This window comes from Exiguobacterium sp. USCH10 (assembly GCF_037619445.1).
Taxonomy (GTDB): Bacteria; Bacillota; Bacilli; order Exiguobacteriales; family Exiguobacteriaceae; genus Exiguobacterium; species Exiguobacterium aestuarii_A.
Map to the genome: position 1 here is coordinate 258,902 of NZ_JAQPZO010000001.1, position 20,110 is coordinate 279,011.

Below are 20,110 nucleotides of genomic sequence, written 5' to 3' on the forward strand. Positions count from 1 at the left end.
CTGTTTAATTTTTCTCGTTTGTTTCTTGCGGAGTGAATGACATGCCTTCATCCAGCGCAAGAGATTTCGTGCGACGGACCCAACCGAAGAACGTCCAGCCGAAGAAGAAGCCGTAGACGATTTCTTGACCGAGTTTCATCAAGACGCCACCGAATCGCTGATCTTCGAGCGCACTGTTCGTCGCTCCCATGAGCGCCTCTAAGTTAATCCCCGACACGTCACCATTCGGTAGACAGTATCCAAGTACCCTAGCGAACGTCTCCGGGTCCGTATACGCGTTATATAGCGTCGTTTGACTGAAGATGATGAGCGCACAGGCTGGTGTTAACAACACTCCGTTGGCGATGATATACACCATTCGTTTTAAGTCGGACATGCCTTCTTCTTCGTCCGTCACGAGCGGAACGATGACCGGGTACCACATCGTCAAACTAAAGACGACTAATGCACCATGGAAGATGCGGTGTACGCCATAGTTCGTCAAGACATAGTCAAATACGACCGGCATGTGATAAATCGAGAACAATGCGTTGAATAAAATGAGCGCGATGAGTGGCTTTGTTAAAAACTTAAACGTTGGCCCAATGAATTTGAAGCTAAGTACTTTTTCAAACACCCAGTACGGTAGACCATAAACGACGAGTGCCGGTGCCAAAATATAGACGAGCACCATTTGGAACATATGCACCGATAAAATGATATGTGCCAACACATCGATTGGACTTCCGAAACCGATATAATACAAGACAATCGCAAACAACATACTAAACTTTTGTAATAACGTGGTCGAGGCATATCCTCGCTTCGCCATTCTCTCTGTCACGACGGCGTATAACACATAAATCCCGACCATGAGCAATCCGAACAGCGGACTCCATAACGTGAGCCAATCAAATTGATTGAGCAGCTCCGACGTATTCCAGAGCATCCGTTCACCCCTTTTCTTTCTCTCCCTAACCTTTGAAACCGTTCACTTCAAGATTACTATTCATTCATTTTTGAAGTAAAGGAAAAAGGACCGAATCATCCGTGTTTCCACAGATGTTCAATCCTTTGTCACAATTACCAAATGAGTAAGCGTAGTGCCGCGACCGTGATGATGGCGACGAAGATGCCTAACCACATCATACCGACGATCCATGTGTTCCCACGGTTATTCATATGCATGAAAATATACAACTGTAGGAAGACTTGAATGACCGCCAAGATGATTAAGAAACCACCTGCTGCCCAGACTGGCATCAGTTCCGCATAGACGGCACCGAACGCCACGAACGTGAGTAAAATCATCATGGCGAAGCTGATCAACTGAAGTTGATACTCGCGCTTCGATTCTGCTTTTACTTCAAGCTCTAATTGTTTGTGCGATTCGTTCATTGCTCGTTTTTCCATATTAGTTCACCATCCCTAAGAGGTAGACGATTGAGAAGATGAAGACCCAAACAACATCGATGAAGTGCCAGTAAAGACTTGATACATAAAACTTCGGTGCGTTGTACACATCGATCGGACGGTTCCAGTTGCGAATCAAGAGTGTCGTGATCCAAAGGAGACCGAACGTAACGTGCGCGCCGTGGAAGCCGACCAACGTGTAGAAGGCTGAACCGAATGCGCTCGACGTGAACGTGTGACCGATGTGGTAGTAGTGAATGAACTCGTAAATCTCAGCACCAAGGAATCCTGCACCAAGAAGGAGCGTCACAATCAACCAAAGCTTCATACGCCCTGGATTGTTTGCTTTCATACTCATCATCGCAAGTACACTTGTCAGTGAACTTGTGAGGAGGAGCATCGTCATGATGAAGACGAGCTCCATTTCAAAAATGTTATACGAGCGTAACTCCTCTGGCGCACCAGAGTTCAAGAGACCAACGTACGTTCCAAAGAGCGAGGCGAAGAGGACTGTCTCTCCACCAAGGAAGAACCAGAAGGCCACATATTTATTTTTCCCTTCCAGCGTTGCTTTCTCTGGATTGGCCGGGATACCGGTCACTGGGTGTTTTTCAACTGCATGTGCCATTTATTGTTCTCCTTTCTCACGAATCGCTTTCAAGTCTGCTTCGACTTGTGACTTCGGAATGTAGTAGCCGTGATCGTCAATCCAAGAACGTAGGAACATCGAGACGAACGTCATCGCTAATCCAAATCCAATCAATGACCAACCGACGACTGCGTTATCCAAGTGGAAGATTGCTCCAAGTCCTGCGATAAAGAGGCCGAGTGACATGAAGAACGGAATGAGCGAGTTGTTCGGCATGTGGATGTCCGAAACTTCTTCAGCGACTGACACGCGTTTGTTTCCTGCCATTTTCTCGAGCCAGAACGTATCAAGTCCTTTAACGAGTGGCGTTTGTGCAAAGTTGTACTCCGGAGTCGGAACAGGAAGTGTCCACTCAAGCGTACGTCCGTCTCCCCAGTGATCTGGTTTGACGCGTTCTTTTGACAAGAATGCTTTCACGACAGCGATGAGCAAGATAATCGTTGATACACCCATGAAGAATGCTCCGGCTGTCGAAAGCATGTTAAGTGTATCCCAACCTTGACCACCGAGGTATGTGAAGACTCGACGTGGCATACCGAACAATCCGAGGAAATGTTGCGGGAAGAACGTCAAGTGGAACCCGATAAAGAACAACCAGAACTGCCAGTATCCAAGCTTTTCAGAAAGGGCTTTACCGAACATGAGTGGGAACCAGTAGTAAAGACCTGCGAAGAGACCATATACAACCCCACCTACGATAACGTAGTGGAAGTGAGCGACAACAAAGTAGCTGTCGTGGTACTGGTAGTCAGCTGGTGCAACTGAAAGCATAACCCCTGTCATCCCACCAACGAGGAATGAAGGAATGAACGCGACTGAGTAAAGCATCGCCACGTTGAATTTAATTTGACCGCCCCACAGAGTGAAGAGCCAGTTAAAGATTTTAACACCGGTCGGTACGGCGATCGCCATCGTCGCAACAGCGAAGATTGAGTTCGCAACTGGACCGAGACCGACTGTGAACATGTGGTGAACCCAAACCATGAATCCAAGGAAACCGATAAGCATTGTCGCGAAGACCATCGTCGTGTAACCGAAGAGGCGTTTACGCGCAAATGTTGGAATGATTTCCGAGAAAATACCGAATGCCGGTAAAATCAAAATGTATACTTCCGGGTGACCGAAGATCCAGAAAAGGTGTTCCCAGATGACAACGTTCCCACCAAGTGCTGGGTCGAAGTATGCGGCTCCAAAGAGTCGCTCGAACATCAACATGAACAATCCGACCGTAAGTGGCGGGAATGCGAAGACGATCAATGCCGATGCAACGAAAGTCGTCCATGTGAAGAGCGGCATGCGCATGAGCTTCATACCTGGCGCACGCATGTTCAAGATGGTGACGAGGAAGTTAATCCCGGCCATCAATGAACCGAAACCTGAAATCTGAAGACCGAGGGCGTAGAAGTCTACCCCTGTTGCTTCCGGTTGTGTCGAAAGTGGAGCGTAAGCTGTCCACCCTGCGTTCGGTGCTGCTCCGAAGAACCAGCTCAAGTTAAGCATGACTCCACCGAAGAAGAACAACCAAAAACCTAATGAGTTAATGAATGGGAACGCGACGTCGCGTGCCCCGATTTGAAGTGGTACGACGGCGTTCATGAAACCGAATAGCATCGGCATCGCCGCTAGGAAGATCATCGTCGTCCCGTGCATCGTAATTAATTGGTTAAACGTTTCACCGCTGACGAAATCGTTCATTGGTTTAACAAGTTGCCAACGAATCAGTAATGCTTCAATTCCACCGAGAAGGAGGAAGAAGATTCCTGAGAACAAATACAAAATACCGATTTTTTTGTGGTCAACCGTCGTAATCCAATCCATGATGCCATTGTATTTACGCGATTGCTGCATTGCAGTGGTCTGTGCCACGTGAAATCCCCCTTTTCCCGTTAGTCAATCTTCTGCTCATACAAGAAGTCAACGAGTGCGTCTAATTCTTCGTTGCTGATTTGACCTTCATTGAAACCTGGCATGAGAGCCCCTTGTTTCTTATCTTGCGGGTTACGAATCCACTCTTTCAAGTTGTCCTCGTTGTTTTCGAGGTAACCTGCGAGCCATTCGCGATCGCCGAAGTTCGTTAAACTTGGTGCAACTTTACCGCCGCCGTGACAGCTCAAGCAGCTTTGAACATACACTTCTTCACCTGTCGTCAAGTTCGTGTTGTCTGCGACGAGTTTCTCACCGTTCTCATCTTGCTTGGCTTTCATGTCAGCGAGCCATTGATCATATTCTTCTTGCTCGAGCGCGATGACTTTAAAGTCCATAAGGGCATGTGACGGACCGCAAAGCTCTGCACATTTCCCGTAGTAAGTACCTGGTTCATTTGCATGTAACCACATTTCGTTATCAAGTCCTGGGTTCGTATCTGTTTTACCAGATAAAGCTGGTACCCAGAATGAGTGAATGACATCTTTTGATGTCAAGTTGATGCCGACTCGTTTTCCAACTGGGATGACGAGTTCTTGACCTGTCACAACACCTGCTTCTGGATATTCAAATTCCCACCAGTACAAGTTTGCTGTAACGTTGATTTCTTCTTCTTTTTTCGCTTCTTTCGCTTTCGCGAGTTCGACAGTCGTTGTGATTGTCGGAACAGCGAGAATGATGAGAAGGATAATCGGAACGACTGTCCAAATCATCTCAAGTGTACTGCTACCTTCAACTTGCTTCGGAATCGATTCATCTTTCCGACGGAACTTCATGAGCACGTACACGTAAATGACCGATACGATGATGAGTACGAAGAGCATGATCGCCAAACTGATGAGAATGATGCGGAGCTGAAGCTCAGCGCCTTCTCCCATCGGCTTCAATGCAGACAATCCCTCTTGACCGCAACCTGACAACAGGACTGCGAACATCATCATCGGGACGATGCCAAACAGAAGCTTCTTAAATGATTTCACAACAATCCCCACTTTCTCCCAAAATGATGTGTAATGGTTTTCTATATAGTGAGTGCGATCACCAGAGTGCTGTCAAAATCAGCGCGATAATCCACACGACTAAATAAATTAATGAATAGAAGAACATTTTGTTTGCCCACTTAATTTCGTCCTCGGCATTGAATCCTTTCAATCCGAGATACAACCAGTAGCCCCCTAAACCGGCTGCGACTGTCAAGTAAACAAGACCATAGTGCATAAATAAGAGCGATGCCGGAATCAGCGTCGCAATCCACCAGATGATTTGCCGTTTTGTGATGGCAAATCCGTTCACGACCGGAAGCATCGGAATGCCTGCCGCTCGATACTCTTCTGTGCGTCGCATAGCGAGCGCTAGGAAGTGAGGTGGTTGCCATAAGAACATGACAAGAAACATGAGCCACGCATCGATATGAAGTGCTGGGTCGAGCGCTGCCCAACCGATGAGCGGTGGAACGGCTCCTGAAATACTACCGACGACCGTATTGAGCGTACTCGTACGCTTCAGCCACATCGTATAAATCACGACATAAAAAAATGCCCCGATTAAACCGAATACAGCGGCGACGTACGATACAAGGAGCAATAACAGAGTTCCTAACGCAAGTTGTGTCAATCCGAGGAGTAAAATCTTCTCCCCTGAAATCTTGCCGTTTACACTCGGTCGATTGTCCGTACGATCCATTAAGTAATCGATATCTCGGTCCACAAAGTTGTTTAGGTAACAACTCCCCGAAATCACGAGTGCGCTTCCTAACATCGTTAATAAGAGCTGTGGCCAAACTTCAAACAAATAAAGGACTGGCGTATCGCTCTGATACGTCGCTGCCACGAAGAAACCTGCAAACACCAACATCAAGTTGGCACGAACGATTCCCATTTTCGCTAAGGCGACGTAATCTCGGAATGACGTTGACTCTGTATATTCTACATCTACAGTCATTCCTGGGTTGACTTTTGTCATACTGACCCCCCCACATAATCACGAAATCCTCGCATTCTCTTCACAGAAAAAACACAATATGAACAAAATACACTTAACTCTCTACAAAGATACCATATTTTTTTATAAAATACGCCCTTTATGCTTGTAAAATAGCGAGTTTTTTGTGTCAATAGTGTGATATTTGTCACACCTTATGTGCCTTACTAATATTAGAATAACGTTTTTGATAACGATTGCAAGCTTTTCCATTTCGTTTTTTGAACGGAAAGCCGTATAATAAGTATGGCGAAAAAAATATAAATAAACAAGGTACATTTTTAACGGATTTTGATTAGAAGCAGGTGGTATTGCATGCATAAAAAACTCGCGTTTTTCTCAGGGTTTGTCACCCTCGGAATGATGCTTGTCCTCATCATGGGTGGAACCGTGACGAAGACAGACTCAGGGGATGGTTGTGGAACAGACTGGCCACTCTGTCACGGTAAGTTGATTCCGACCAATCCAAGTGTTGAGACGATGATCGAGTACAGTCACCGCGTCGTCTCGGGAATCGAAGGTCTCTTGATCATCGCACTCGCCATTTGGACGTTCATCGCGGTCAAACATCGTGTCGATGTAAAAATCTTTGCGTTTCTTGCATTTATCTTTATGCTCATCCAATCGATCATCGGAGCAGGGGCGGTTATTTGGCAACAATCAGATGCCATCTTGGCCCTTCACTTCGGGATTTCTCTCGTCTCGTTTGCATCGCTACTCATTTTGACGATTCTATTATTCGAAGGTGACCGGGAGCATAAAGTTGTATCCAAACGGTTGAGATCTCATCTTTACGGTCTTTCGATTTACACGATGGTTGTCGTGTACACAGGAGCCTATGTCCGTCACCTCGGTGCTACATACGCTTGTGTCGGTTGGCCGATTTGTGAACAAGAAGTGTGGACGTTTGAGTCTTATGTTCAAATGGGTCACCGTGTGATGGCTGGACTACTTGTCTTGTACACATTGTATGTCCTCTATCTTGCTCGAAAAGAGATGAATCGATTAATCGAACGCGGCATGATGGCGTCCCTTTTCTTCATTCTTCTTCAAGTCGGGACTGGCGCATGGATCGTACTCGGCGGGCATGCCACATATGTGCCGCTCCTCCATGCCTTCTTGATCACTTGTTACTTCGGCATCCTGTCCTATCTCGCTTACCACGCGTACCGTTCGACGGACCGACAAAGTGATTCACAATTGAAAGACATGAACGGATAAGTAAGTAAAAAAAGCGCCGCGGCGCTTTTTTGTTTACAATTCCTTAAATCGTTCGAGGGCACGCTCTCTCGCTTCTTTATGGTCGACGAGTGGCATCGCATAATTGTCTCGCTCTGACGGGTCCGGAAAATGAATCGATTTGTCTGTCACATGTTTCAGCTCAGGCACATAATTCCGGATGAACGTCCCATCTGAGTCAAACCGTTCAGATTGCGTCGTCGGATTGAAGATACGGAAATACGGAACCGCGTCCGTCCCGACCGAGGCGGCCCATTGCCAACCCCCGATATTCGAAGAGGGCTCGTAATCAATCAACTTTCGTTCAAAATACCGTTCCCCTTTCCGCCAATCTAGAAGAAGGTGTTTCGTCAAGAAAGATGCGACAATCATGCGTAGGCGGTTGTGCATCCATCCGGTCTCGTTCAATTGACGCATCGCCGCATCGACGATTGGATAACCCGTCTCCCCGTTACACCACTTTTCGAACTGCTCCTCATCATCTTCCCATTCGAGCGATTTGTATTTGTCATTGAACGGTTGATCTTTCAATCCTTTGAACTTCGCCATCACCATATAATAAAATTCGCGCCACAATAGTTCGTCGTAATACGTGTCGCGTCCTTTAGATTTTTTGGTGGCCAGCACCTGCTCGGTAATCGTACGAATCGATAACACACCGGTCCGTAAGTATGGGGATAATCGGCTCGTCCCGGCAATACTCGGGATGTCACGCTTTTCATCATAATCGACCATCCGATCATTGACGAACCGCGTCAACCGTTTCTTCGCCTCGGTCTCCCCTAACCCTTTCCACTCTCGCTCACAGCGTTTGAACAAGTCTTTCAGTTCACTCGGCTGCTCGTTTTTCGAGCTGATGAAATCTCTTAAACGATCGATATCGACATCGTACGGTTTCGGCGGTTGCTCAGCATAAGCCGCTTTTTTGAACGGCGTGAACACTTTATACGGGTCTCCACTTTTCGTACTGAACGCATCGGGATGAAACAGGTGCCGGTCTAGAAGTCGAACGACTTTTACGTCGTCACCAAGTGCCTCGATGACACGGTCGTCTCGCTGTTTGAACGGTTCCACATACTCTGCATTGAAATAAAGCACATCTATCTCCCCGAGCTGTTCCACGAAATCCTTCTCCGTTTCCGCGACGAGCACTCGAAGCCCCAACCCTTTTGTTTCCAAATCATCCATAAACGTTCGCATCGTCGAGAAGAAATAATCGTGACGGACTTCGAACGGGTCACAATATTTCGGGTTTAGCCAAAAGACGAAAGTGAGGTCATCCCCCTCTTCCATATCGTTCAGCGCCCGGTGAAGCATATGATTATCGGTCAATCTAAAATCCGATCGAAACCAACATACTCGTTTCATCATTCCCACTCCCATCTACGAAAAAGAAGCATAGCGAACTATGCTTCTTTTGATTATACAAATTCAATCAACAAGTCGTCACTTTGTATTGTGTCGCCTTCTTTAATATGGATGGCTTTGATTTCGCCATCTTGTGCTGCCTGAATCGTCGTTTCCATCTTCATCGCTTCCGTGACGAGCAGCTGCTCTCCACGATGAACACGGCTTCCCGGTTCGACTAACACTTTCAAAACAGAGCCCGGCATTGAGGCACCGACTTGTTTCGGGTTCGAACGGTCCACTTTCGGACGACTCGTTGTCGCGGATTTGACGTTCACGTCTTTAATCTCGATCTCACGCGGTACGCCGTTCATTTCATAAGAGACGAGACGAATGCCATCTTCGTTTGCCGCACTCACTTGTACGAGCTTGATGATCAACGTCTTCCCTGTCTCGATCTCAACTTGAATCGTCTCACCGACGTTTAATCCGTAGAAGAACGTCAACGTGTCGAGGACGGATACGTCACCGTACGTCGTCGTATGTTTGACATAGTCTTCGTATACTTTTGGATAGAGCGCGTGGGCAAGAAGCTCAAAGTCTGTGACCGGTCGCTCAAACTTCTCGAACAACTCTTGGCGTGCTGATTCAAAGTCATATGGCTTGATTAGTTTACCAGGACGAACGTTCAGTGGCTCCTCCCCTTTTAAGATGACTTGTTGGACATCTTTCGGGAAACCGCCAGGAGGTGTACCTAACTCGCCGCGCATCATCTCGACGACCGAGTCTGGGAAGTCGAGTTGATGGCCACGCGTCATCACATCCTCTTCTGTCAAGTTGTGCTGCACCATGAAGAGCGCCATATCACCGACGACTTTCGAAGAAGGGGTGACCTTGACGATATCACCGAACAACATGTTGACACGGGCATACATCGCCTTCACTTCTCCCCAACGGTCTCCAAGCCCGACTGCTTTCGCTTGTTGCTGAAGGTTCGAATATTGACCACCTGGCATCTCGTGTTCGTATACAGACGGATGCGGTGCGCGCATATCACTTTCGAACGGTTCGTAGTTGTGGCGCACGTCTTGCCAGTAATCACTGATCACTTCGTATTGTTTCGGGTCAATCTTCGGTTGACGTTCGTGGTGGTTGAGCGCGTAGACTAAACTTCCACCTGAAGGTTGCGATGTCATCCCTGACATCGAACTTGCGGCAACGTCGACGATATCGACACCAGCATCCGTCGCACGTGCGTAAGTGAAGATTCCGTTACCTGAAGCATCGTGTGTATGCAAGTGAATCGGTAAATCGACCGCATCTTTCAATGCTGACACGAGCGCATAGGCAGATTCCGGTTTCAATAAGCCGGCCATATCTTTAATGGCTAGAATATGCGCACCACTCGCCTCAAGTTTCTTCGCAAGGTCAATGTAGTACGGAAGATGGTATTTCGGCCGGTTGCCGTCATACAAGTCACCTGTATAACAAATTGCCGCCTCCGCTACTTTTCCTGTCGGTAGCGTCGCATCAATTGCCAATTGAATCGACTCTAAGTTGTTAAGACTGTCGAAGATTCGGAATACGTCGACTCCTGCATACGCCGCTTCATGCACAAACTTCTCAATGACGTTGTCGGCATAGTTTTTATACCCGACCGCGTTCGCGCCGCGAAGCAACATTTGAATCAAGACGTTCGGCATCTTCTCACGAAGCTTCATGAGACGTACCCATGGGTCTTCGGACAAGAAGCGGTATGCGACATCGAACGTCGCCCCACCCCACGCCTCGACAGAGAACAATTCTGGCATCAGTTTGCTTGTCGGCTCTGCGATATTGAGAATGTCTTGCGTCCGCATGCGCGTCGCGAGCAATGACTGGTGCGCATCTCGCATCGTCGTATCCGTCAATAACAGTTCCGGTTGACGCTTGATCCAGTCAGCCAGGCCGTCTGGACCGAGTTCCGTCAAGATTTGTTTCGTTCCCGGTTTTGCTTCCGTCGGTAGGTCTTGCGGGATACGTACCGAGCGGCTGATCGGTTTGTCTTTCAGACCGACTCCTGGGAATCCGTTCACTGTCACATCGCCGATATAGTTCAACAACTTCGTCCCACGGTCTTTTCGTTTCGGGAAGACGAACAGTTCTGGTGTCTCATCGATGAATGACGTGTTGTAGTCCCCATTGATGAAGTTCGGATGTTTCATGACGTTAATCAAGAACGGGATGTTCGTCTTGATTCCACGAATCCGGAACTCGTTCAAGTTTCGGACCATTTTCGAGGCGGCTTGTTCGAATGTCATGCCGTGTGTCGACAGTTTTACGAGAAGCGAGTCGTAGTACGGTGAAATTTCTGCACCGACGTACGCGTTTCCGCCGTCAAGACGGACACCAAAACCACCTGGAGAACGGTATGCCATGATTTTCCCTGTATCCGGCATGAAGTTGTTCCCTGGGTCTTCTGACGTGACGCGTGATTGAATCGCATAACCGAGAAGCTTAATGTCCTCTTGCTTAGGCATTTGAATCATATCACCGTGAAGCGATTCTCCCTGTGCAATCATCAATTGCGTTTGGACGATATCAAACCCTGTGACCATCTCTGTGATCGTATGCTCAACTTGGACGCGTGGGTTTACTTCGATGAAGTAGAATGATTCATCTTCTGTCACTAAAAATTCAACTGTACCGGCGTTGACGTATCCGACGTGACGCATAAGTTGAACCGCCGCATCACAAATCGCTTGACGTGATTCTTCGGATAATGTCACACACGGTGCCACTTCGACGACCTTTTGATGTCGGCGCTGCACTGAACAGTCACGCTCGAACAAGTGAACGATGTGACCGTGCTCATCTCCGAGAATTTGAACCTCGATGTGCTTCGGACGTTCGACTAATTTCTCTATGTACACTTCATCAGAACCAAATGCTTGTTTTGCTTCCGATTTCGCACGTTCAATCAAATCTTTCATTTCCGCTTCTGTACGGATGACACGCATCCCGCGTCCTCCGCCACCCATAGATGCTTTGACCATGAGTGGGAAGCCGTGTTCGTTCGCAAACGCTTCTGCATCTTCATACGATGTGAGCGGACCGTTCGAGCCTGGGATGACAGGAAGACCTGCAGCAATCGCACTCTGACGTGCCCGCACTTTGTCCCCGAACGCATGCAAGTGCGACTCGTGTGGACCTACAAAGATGATGCCCTCTTCACGGCAACGTCGTGCGAGGTCAATGTTTTCTGAAAGGAAACCATATCCCGGGTGAATCGCGTCACTACCTGACTCCTTGGCGATACGAATGACACCTTCGATATCGAGGTACGCATCAATCGGCTTCTTATCGAGTCCTACCAAGTAGGCTTCATCGGCTTTAAAGCGATGTAATGAACCGCTATCTTCTTGCGAATAGACGGCTACAGTCCGAATGCCTAACTCAGTTGCCGCTCGAAATACGCGAATGGCAATCTCCCCACGGTTTGCAACAAGTAACTTTTTAATTGGTTTCAAAAGAAATCCCCCCGTTGATAAAATTTAAATGTTTCTTACCTGACCACATGAAGCGATGAACGTTGAACGTTCTCTTCGGACTTCACCCGAATTTCTTCTCGTCGTGTCGCTTCTCGATGACGGTTACGCATCGAGATACTACTAAGTACCCCGAGAACACCCATCATCATGATCAGCGATGTTCCCCCATAACTGACCAGCGGCAAGGTCACCCCTGTCCCCGGGAACCAACCAGACATCGCACCGATATTAATGGCTGTTTGAATGATGATTTGTGATGCAATCCCAAACGAGACGAACATCGCAAAATGACTATCTGCATGATTGGCAATATGAATCGCGCGAAACGCGATGAAGAAGAGCAGTACCAAAACCGTCAGCACACCGAAGAACCCTAACTCTTCAGCAATGATCGACATAATATAGTCGGTTTCAGGTTCTGGTAAATACCCATACTTTTGAAAACTGTTCCCGAGCCCGACACCCGTCAATCCACCATGTACGATTGAGATGATCGACATGAGCAACTGATGACCGTAACCTTCCGGGTCCATGAACGGGTTGAACACGACCTCAATCCGGCTCCGTTGATTCTCTGAGAAGATTGTCGTGAACAATAAGAACACAGCACCGACCCCGGCTAAAATCCCTGGAATCATGATTCGAAGTGGCGCCCCGACTCCGAACCACATGAGAAGCATGATTGATCCGAGGACGAATAATCCCCCCATGTCTGGTTGCCCATTGATGGCGATGGCGTAGAATGAGAAGTAAAAGAGAACTGGTACTAAGAAGAAGGCACCAATTTGAGCGCGCCACCCTTTTTTCACGATGGCAGCCCGAGCGAGACGTCCCGGTAATCCTTTTAACTCATTATTCCATAGCTCGTGGTAATAGTTCGCAAGCAGTATGATGAGAACGAATTTGGCAATCTCGACCGGTTGAATAGTAAATCCGCCGATGATGAGCCAAGCCCGTGCCCCGTTCAATGGTGGCATCGCCCATGTAACAAATAGCAAGATGACAGAGACCGCATAGAGACTGAGACGAATGCCTTTCTTCCGAAACATCTCATAGCGGAACAGCGTCGCAATCAAGTAGACAAAGATCCCGATTCCTACGTAGACGAGCTGGCGATAGAACAAGCTGCTATTCGCATAGTCCCCACGATTCCAAACGCTCGCACTGTAAATCATGATCGAACTGATCCCGACGAGTAAGAGCACTGACAAAAACAACGCAAAATCAAAATACCGAAACCGTGTTTTCATGTATTCACTTCCTTATGTAAAACAATCCGACAACCTTTATAAAAAAATACTCAAACAGCGCCACTTGCACAGTTTGAGTATAAGGTTCATAATTCTGAAGCTTCTGCCAAGGCAGACAACTTTTGTTCCAATGAATCGAGCAGTCCTTTACCTTCAATGTCTGAAATGAGTCCAAGACGAACCGCAAAATCAATTTGGCGCGATAGTCCAAACATATGTGTATCAAGCACCTCTTCATAAAGCGGGCACTTCGGCATTTTTAGGTTTTCTAACTGCACTTCAATCAGACAACGGATTTTTTCAGCATCCGCCTCGAGTAACTGAAGCGCTTGCTCCCGTTGGATTGCAGCCAAATTTGTCGCCACTACGACCCCTCCTCCGTACGATGACAGACTGTTTGTCATAACTCAACTGTACATTATCTTTCATCATAATTCAATGTACAGTATGGATGATTGCGACATTCTTCCTCTTTTCCATTTTACGAGAAAGAGCGCTATAATGAAACGTGTAATGTGTATAAAGGGGGATGTAAGCATGATTTTTCCACTAGACGGAGCGGTTCGTCACAGTTTGACGATCGATCCGACCGTATGGATTTTTGACGACCGAAAACGAAAGATTGAAGAATTGGACTCGGTGACCGAGAATGACCGTGAGGCCTACTATGCGAAAATGGGGAAAGCATGGGACGATGGTCTATCACAAGGAACAAGAATCGACCACAATAAGCCGATGTCTCGTCAAGATAAAGACGCAGCTTTGCGCGATTCGTTCGCGATGCCGCTCGCACCGTTTTTGAACAATGCCGAACCGGTTGATTTGGCCACTCATGTCCGTTTTTACGGAGAAACGGTGTTGACGCTGTCGCTTAGTGAAGCATCGCGCGTGTACTTACAATTTTCAAAAGATGGGAAAGTACTTGCTGACGGACCCGTCTATGTATTATATGAAGATCAGGTCATCCGCCAAGTGAATCACATCACTGTGCTGAGCAATCAATGAGAAGGAACTTTCCTTCTCATTTTTTGGACTTTTTAGTTCATAAAGTGTAATATGTAGTGTATTGACTACGAATTGAATAAGAAAGGTCGTGACGCTTACGATGCCTTTATGGAAACGAAATTTAATAGTTGTTTGGATCGGTAGCTTCTTGACCGCCGCTTCAATGAGTCTCGTCCTCCCCTTCCTGCCGTTGTTTATTGAACAACTCGGGGTAAAAGACCCTGACCATGTCGTCACTTGGTCGGCGATCGCGTTCGGCGCGACGTTCCTCGTGGCCGCCATCGTCTCTCCGATGTGGGGACGTCTGGCTGACCAAAAAGGAAGAAAGTTGATGCTTATCCGAGCAAGTCTCGGAATGGCCATCGTGATGTTTCTCATTAGTTTTGTGCAAGACGTGTATCAACTGGTCGGGTTGCGTTTACTCATGGGTGCCGTTTCTGGATTTATCTCAGCCGGTATCACCTTAGTCGCTTCCCAAACCCCAAAAGAGAAAAGTGGCTGGGCGCTCGGTACCTTGTCGACCGGTGGAATCACCGGTGGTCTACTCGGCCCGCTCATCGGCGGACTACTTGCAGACTGGATTGGGCTTCGATCCGTTTTTCTCTTTACCGGAAGTGCACTCTTCCTTACATTTCTCATCACGCTCTGGTTCGTAAAAGAAGACTTTGTCCCAGTGAAACGTGATGAACTCGCTTCAGTGAAGTCCATTTTCGCCTCACTGCGGCATCCGCAATTGATTGTCGGGTTGTTTGTGACAACGTTCCTCATCCAGTTCTCGACACAATCAATCGGACCACTCTTGACGTTATATGTACGTGAATTAAATCCGCATACGACCGCACTTGCCTTCATGGCAGGGATTGTCGCATCTGCCCCTGGGCTCGCCGCTCTCTTTTCTGCGCAACGCCTCGGACGATTATCGGACCGATACGGGGCAGAACGGATCTTATTTTGGGCACTGCTCCTCTACAGTTTATTCTTAATCCCGCAAGCATTCGTCACATCGACGACCCAACTCATTCTGTTACGCTTCGGGATTGGATTTGCGACCGCCGCATTGATGCCATCCGTTCAGTCGTTGCTGCGACAGCATACACCAACTGCTGCAACCGGAAGGATCTTTTCATATAATCAGTCCGCTCAGTTCATGGGAAATCTACTCGGACCGCTATTTGGATCCCAAATCGTGGCACACTTCGGATTTTCCGCACTGTTCATCGTCACAGGATTGATCATGATTTCAAACGCCTTTTTAGAACGGACGAACGTCCAATCGCTACAACTCGATACAAAATAACGCCGAGCGTTTAGCTCGGCGTTATTTTGTATCTCGCTTATAACAAGTCGGCCGCCAATCTGGCGAGGGACGAACGCTCCCCTTTTACAAGTTGGACGTGACCGAAGACATTTTGTCCTTTGAATCGTTCAACGGCGTACGTCAATCCGTTCGAATATTCATCTAAATACGGATGGTCGATTTGGTACGGGTCACCGACGAGAACAATTTTCGAGTTCTCCCCGACACGGGTGAGAATCGTCTTGATTTCATGTTTCGTTAAGTTTTGAGCTTCGTCGATGATGATGAACTGGTCGGGCATGCTTCTTCCTCGAATATAAGTGAGCGCTTCGAGTTGAATCGATTTCATGCCAGCTAGAATATTTCCTAGCTCATCTTTTGAATTGGCGCTGAAGAGAAATTCTAGATTATCATAGATCGGTTGCATCCATGGACGTAATTTTTCTTCCATCTCACCTGGCAAGTAGCCGATATCGTTCCCCATCGGGACGACCGGTCGGGCAACGACGAGCTTGTTGTATCGTTGCTCGTCCTCAACGAGTGAGAGTCCTGCCGCTAGAGCAAGGAGCGTCTTTCCGGTTCCCGCTTTCCCGAGTAACGTGACGAACGGAATGTCATCTCGTAACAATAAGTCGAGTGCCATCCGTTGCTGAACGTTTCGTGGATGAATTCCCCAGATGTGGTCAGCGTCGAGCGCTAGCGGACGAACAATCGGTTGGAGCGTGTCGACCACCGCCAGCGCACTCGCTTTCGACACGTTACTTTTTAACACGACGAACGAATTCGGATATAACGTTTGTTTCGTCAATGCGGATGTCGGAAGTTGGCGTACTTTATAAAATTCATCGATGAGTGACTGATCGACCTCGATTTCACGATAGCCGGCATACAAATTCGTCGTATCGACGATGTGGTCGGTCAGATAGTCTTCGGCATCAATTCCGATTGCGTCCGCCTTCACACGGACCAGTATATCTTTTGAGACGACGACGACTTTATGGTTCGTGTCATGCTCGTATTGTTTCATTAATTTTAAGGCAACGAGAAGAATGCGGTTATCGTTCGTCATCACGTCGAATGGAATATCGACTTCGTGTTCGTGTCCAATCTCGACAAAGAGACGTCCACCGTTTTCAAGTGGGACGCCGTCATGAAGTTTCCCCGATGTTCGGAGCTGGTCTAGAACACGCGACGTTTCACGGGCGTTTCGCCCGACCTCATCCATGTTTCGTTTTTTACCATCAAGTTCTTCTAAGACAATGGCCGGGATGACCACGTCATGTTCTTCAAATTGAAATAAGGATAGCGGATCATGTAGGAGTACGTTCGTATCGAGTACATACGTTTTTTTCATAGACTTTGCCGCCCCTCGACTATAGGATGGTAATCAAGAATGAAGACTTTCTTTCACTTCACGGTCTAACTTTTCCGCCGCACGAATATCATACGTTTTCGTAATTTCAGGCTGAGCATATGCTGCACCATAAAATGAGATATTCCTCACTTCTTCGACATGTCCTTCAAAAAAACGAAGATGAAGGCTCGGTTTTACCGCTGGTTCAAATTCTCGGATGGATGAAAGTAAAACATGATAGGACTGACCATCTTCGATAAAGATGAGACCCGCTGTCTTTTCGGTCGATAAAATCGTCACGATGTGCGAATTCTTAGTTAACGCGAACCGAATCGTGTCCTTGTCGAGTGCTTGCACCCAACTGATCGCGTGGCTGATTGGCCAACGCTTCGCCTCATCAAAACCGACGAGAAATGTTAACGGCATGTCATTCAACAATCGCTGTTGAGCGGCTGTCAATTCAAACGTTGCCTTACTCGCCATTCAACTCCCCTCCTTTTAACCGGGTATGGTTGTACCATTCTCCCTTACCGATTCAATTCCCTGCTTTCAACGAATGAAATCATGCTATACTCATCCTATAGAGGAAGGTGAGAAGATGCGTGTAAAATGTTCTCTTTGCGATAAAGTCGAAACGATCGACTCATGGTCGTTTGAAGCAAAACGATTGCGCAACAAGCCGGCTAAAACGTATATGTGTCAAGACTGTCAGGAGCGAATCAGCGAACGTACGGCTGAACGCGCCGCATCTGGACAATTCAAGTTATATCCTACATTTCGACAAAAACGAAATTGGTAAAGAAAACGGGCGCCTCCGAAGAGACGCCCGTATTTTTTATGACTCGACTGCATCCTGACGACGGTTCCACCAAAGACGACCGCGATAGATGGCCAACACGATGGCCATGACAGCAAGTACTTCTGGAATCGGCCACGTGAAAAAGACGAGCGCCATCGTACCTGCGCCAAGTGCAAGTAGAATATAGACAATCAGTGATTTCCACCATGCCAATTGTTTTGCAAAACCAAGCTTAAAGACGAGAATCGTCAGTAAGATGACCGTGACAACGAGTGCGTTGAATCCGACCGAAAAATCGTTCGGGTCGCTACCGACACCTAGCATCGAGGCAATCCACGGAACATCAATTTGTGTGATATCGATTGTTTGAGAAGCTTTCAAGACAAAGAGTCCCCCTTTATTTCATACACATCCATTCTACACTATTCCATGCAAAAGGGAACGCCGAAGCGTTCCCTTTTCTACTACTTATTCTTTACCAAGTTTACGACGCTTGTCAGCTTTCTCGCGTTCGTTCTTGTTCAAGATTTTCTTACGAAGACGGATTGACTCTGGCGTGATTTCACAGTACTCGTCATCGTTCAAGAACGTGAGCGACTCTTCAAGTGAGAAGACGCGCGGACGTTTCAAGACTTGTGTCGAGTCTTTTGCTGAAGCACGCATGTTCGTCAATTGCTTCCCTTTAACAGCGTTAATCGCAAGGTCGACGTCACGGTTACATTCACCGATGATCATTCCTTCGTATACATCCGTACCTGGCTCGATGAAGATCGTTCCACGGTCTTCGAGTGCACCGATTGAGTAAGCCGTTGACTTCCCGTTTTCGATACAAACCATAACACCACTGCGACGACCACCGATATCAGCTGCGATATACGGACGGTATTCTTCGAACGTGTGGTTCAAGATTCCGTATCCACGTGTCGCCGACAAGAATTCGTTACGGTAACCGATGAGACCGCGTGATGGAACGATGAATTCCATACGTGTCTGACCGTTATCGTTCGTGTTCATATTAGCAAGTTCACCTTTACGGAGACCGATCGACTCCATGACTGAACCTGTGTACTCTTCTGGTACGTCGATGATCACGCGCTCAAACGGCTCAACTTTCGTACCATTTTCGTCTTCACGGATGATAACTTGTGGCTTCGACACTTGAAGCTCGTAGCCTTCACGACGCATGTTCTCGATCAAGATACCGAGGTGAAGCTCACCGCGTCCTGATACGACCCACTGGTCAGGAGAATCCGTGTTTTCCACACGAAGCGATACGTCTGTCTCAAGTTGTTTCATCAAACGCTCTTCGATCTTACGTGCAGTGACGAAGTCCCCTTCACGTCCTGCGAACGGCGAGTTGTTCGTCATGAAGCGCATTTGAAGTGTTGGCTCATCGATACGAAGGAGCGGAAGTGGCTCTTCTTTACCGACTGGCGTAACTGTCTCACCAACGTTGATGTCTTCCATCCCGGCGATAGCAATCAAGTCACCTGCTTTAGCTTCTTCGATTTCAACGCGCTTGAGGCCGAAGTAACCGAACAATTTTGTGACACGGAGTTGCTTCACCGTACCATCTGTCTTACAGAGTGATACTTGCTCACCGACTTTGATTTTCCCACGGAAGACGCGACCTACACCGATACGACCGAGGTAGTTATCGTAGTCGAGCATCGTTACTTGGAATTGAAGTGGCTCATCTGAGTTATCTACTGGAGCTGGTGTGTTTTCAAGAATTGTATCGAGCACGTGTGTGATTGTGTCTTCTTGGTTTGCTGGATCAGGATCGAACGAACTTGAACCGCTGACAGCCGATGTATAGACGACAGGGAATTCAAGTTGATCTTCATCTGCGCCAAGATCGATCAAGAGATCGACGACTTCATCGACAACGTCGAGTGGACGAACCATCGGCTTATCGATTTTGTTAACAACGACGATCGGACGAAGTCCTTGGTCGAGTGCTTTTTTCAATACGAAGCGAGTCTGTGGCATACAGCCTTCACGCGCATCGACGACGAGGATAACGCCATCAACCATACGCATGATTCGTTCAACTTCCCCACCAAAGTCTGCGTGACCTGGAGTATCTACGATGTTAATGCGAGTGTCTTTGTAATCGATTGCCGTGTTTTTCGCGAGAATTGTGATTCCGCGCTCACGTTCGATATCGTTTGAGTCCATCGCGCGTTCTGCGACTGCCTCGTTCGTCCGGAAAGTACCAGACTGTTTCAATAATTCATCGACTAACGTTGTTTTACCGTGGTCAACGTGAGCGATGATGGCTACGTTACGAAGGTTTGTTCTTACGTTCATGTAGTTATTCCTCTCTTATTTAAAAAGTTTCA

General features: G+C 47.5%; 18 protein-coding genes. 4 read left to right on the forward strand and 14 right to left on the reverse strand.

The features are described 5' to 3' along the window. Positions 1–4 precede the first annotated feature (4 nt). From PQI28_RS01370 to cyoE, 6 genes are all read right to left on the reverse strand, one after another. On the reverse strand, positions 5–928 hold the full coding sequence (locus tag PQI28_RS01370) for a cytochrome c oxidase assembly protein (protein WP_214691744.1): 924 nt from the start codon (positions 926–928) through the stop codon (positions 5–7). 134 nt (positions 929–1,062) lie between these two features. Further along, on the reverse strand, positions 1,063–1,392 hold the full coding sequence (locus PQI28_RS01375; protein ID WP_214691743.1) for a cytochrome C oxidase subunit IV family protein: 330 nt from the start codon (positions 1,390–1,392) through the stop codon (positions 1,063–1,065). Between the two features lies 1 nt (position 1,393). Then, positions 1,394–2,020 carry a cytochrome (ubi)quinol oxidase subunit III gene (locus PQI28_RS01380; protein ID WP_214875353.1) on the reverse strand — a complete coding sequence of 209 codons (627 nt, stop codon included), beginning with the start codon at positions 2,018–2,020 and terminating at the stop codon, positions 1,394–1,396. Beyond that, positions 2,021–3,889, reverse strand: coding sequence for a cytochrome c oxidase subunit I (gene ctaD / locus PQI28_RS01385; RefSeq protein ID WP_214875821.1), 1,869 nt, complete (start codon positions 3,887–3,889; stop codon positions 2,021–2,023). It lies immediately after the preceding gene. Between the two features lie 38 nt (positions 3,890–3,927). Beyond that, positions 3,928–4,905: a cytochrome c oxidase subunit II gene (gene coxB / locus PQI28_RS01390; protein ID WP_074035327.1), complete on the reverse strand. Its 978-nt coding sequence runs from the start codon at positions 4,903–4,905 to the stop codon at positions 3,928–3,930. Positions 4,906–5,002: 97 nt separating this feature from the next. Next, positions 5,003–5,926 carry a heme o synthase gene (gene cyoE, locus PQI28_RS01395; protein ID WP_224860586.1) on the reverse strand — a complete coding sequence of 308 codons (924 nt, stop codon included), beginning with the start codon at positions 5,924–5,926 and terminating at the stop codon, positions 5,003–5,005. Positions 5,927–6,259: 333 nt separating this feature from the next. On the opposite strand from cyoE, the gene PQI28_RS01400 reads away from it, so the two are divergent. Next, positions 6,260–7,165 carry a COX15/CtaA family protein gene (locus tag PQI28_RS01400; protein ID WP_074034943.1) on the forward strand — a complete coding sequence of 302 codons (906 nt, stop codon included), beginning with the start codon at positions 6,260–6,262 and terminating at the stop codon, positions 7,163–7,165. Between the two features lie 33 nt (positions 7,166–7,198). On the opposite strand, the gene PQI28_RS01405 is transcribed toward PQI28_RS01400, so the two are convergent. The 4 genes from PQI28_RS01405 to PQI28_RS01420 all read right to left on the reverse strand — a co-directional run bounded on the left by PQI28_RS01405 (position 7,199) and on the right by PQI28_RS01420 (position 13,675). Continuing rightward, complete coding sequence (locus tag PQI28_RS01405; protein WP_339962366.1) at positions 7,199–8,551, reverse strand: cryptochrome/photolyase family protein; 1,353 nt, start codon at positions 8,549–8,551, stop codon at positions 7,199–7,201. A gap of 53 nt (positions 8,552–8,604) precedes the next feature. After that, a complete protein-coding gene (locus PQI28_RS01410) occupies positions 8,605–12,039 on the reverse strand; it encodes a pyruvate carboxylase (protein WP_214783958.1) in 3,435 nt (1,144 codons plus the stop codon). A gap of 35 nt (positions 12,040–12,074) precedes the next feature. Beyond that, positions 12,075–13,310 carry an FtsW/RodA/SpoVE family cell cycle protein gene (locus PQI28_RS01415; protein WP_214783962.1) on the reverse strand — a complete coding sequence of 412 codons (1,236 nt, stop codon included), beginning with the start codon at positions 13,308–13,310 and terminating at the stop codon, positions 12,075–12,077. Between the two features lie 86 nt (positions 13,311–13,396). Continuing rightward, positions 13,397–13,675, reverse strand: coding sequence for a YlaN family protein (locus PQI28_RS01420; protein WP_015881276.1), 279 nt, complete (start codon positions 13,673–13,675; stop codon positions 13,397–13,399). Between the two features lie 172 nt (positions 13,676–13,847). On the opposite strand from PQI28_RS01420, the gene PQI28_RS01425 reads away from it, so the two are divergent. Together PQI28_RS01425 and PQI28_RS01430 are read left to right on the forward strand one after the other, a co-directional pair. Further along, positions 13,848–14,315, forward strand: a complete 468-nt coding sequence (locus PQI28_RS01425) for a hypothetical protein (protein WP_339962367.1) — start codon at positions 13,848–13,850, stop codon at positions 14,313–14,315. A 100-nt stretch (positions 14,316–14,415) separates the two neighbouring features. Further along, on the forward strand, positions 14,416–15,612 hold the full coding sequence (locus tag PQI28_RS01430; RefSeq protein ID WP_214819565.1) for a multidrug efflux MFS transporter: 1,197 nt from the start codon (positions 14,416–14,418) through the stop codon (positions 15,610–15,612). Between the two features lie 37 nt (positions 15,613–15,649). Here PQI28_RS01430 and PQI28_RS01435 read toward each other — a convergent pair whose 3' ends face one another. Both PQI28_RS01435 and PQI28_RS01440 read right to left on the reverse strand, forming a co-directional pair. After that, positions 15,650–16,966, reverse strand: coding sequence for a PhoH family protein (locus PQI28_RS01435; protein WP_214695586.1), 1,317 nt, complete (start codon positions 16,964–16,966; stop codon positions 15,650–15,652). A 33-nt stretch (positions 16,967–16,999) separates the two neighbouring features. Then, positions 17,000–17,449, reverse strand: coding sequence for a hypothetical protein (locus tag PQI28_RS01440; protein WP_337873663.1), 450 nt, complete (start codon positions 17,447–17,449; stop codon positions 17,000–17,002). A gap of 115 nt (positions 17,450–17,564) precedes the next feature. Here PQI28_RS01440 and PQI28_RS01445 point away from each other — a divergent pair, with 115 nt between their 5' ends. Further along, positions 17,565–17,765, forward strand: a complete 201-nt coding sequence (locus PQI28_RS01445) for a YlaI family protein (RefSeq protein WP_074034957.1) — start codon at positions 17,565–17,567, stop codon at positions 17,763–17,765. Between the two features lie 36 nt (positions 17,766–17,801). On the opposite strand, the gene PQI28_RS01450 is transcribed toward PQI28_RS01445, so the two are convergent. Together PQI28_RS01450 and typA are read right to left on the reverse strand one after the other, a co-directional pair. After that, positions 17,802–18,146 carry a YlaH-like family protein gene (locus PQI28_RS01450; protein WP_074034961.1) on the reverse strand — a complete coding sequence of 115 codons (345 nt, stop codon included), beginning with the start codon at positions 18,144–18,146 and terminating at the stop codon, positions 17,802–17,804. Between the two features lie 87 nt (positions 18,147–18,233). Beyond that, positions 18,234–20,078 carry a translational GTPase TypA gene (gene typA / locus PQI28_RS01455; RefSeq protein ID WP_074034963.1) on the reverse strand — a complete coding sequence of 615 codons (1,845 nt, stop codon included), beginning with the start codon at positions 20,076–20,078 and terminating at the stop codon, positions 18,234–18,236. Positions 20,079–20,110: the final 32 nt, after the last annotated feature.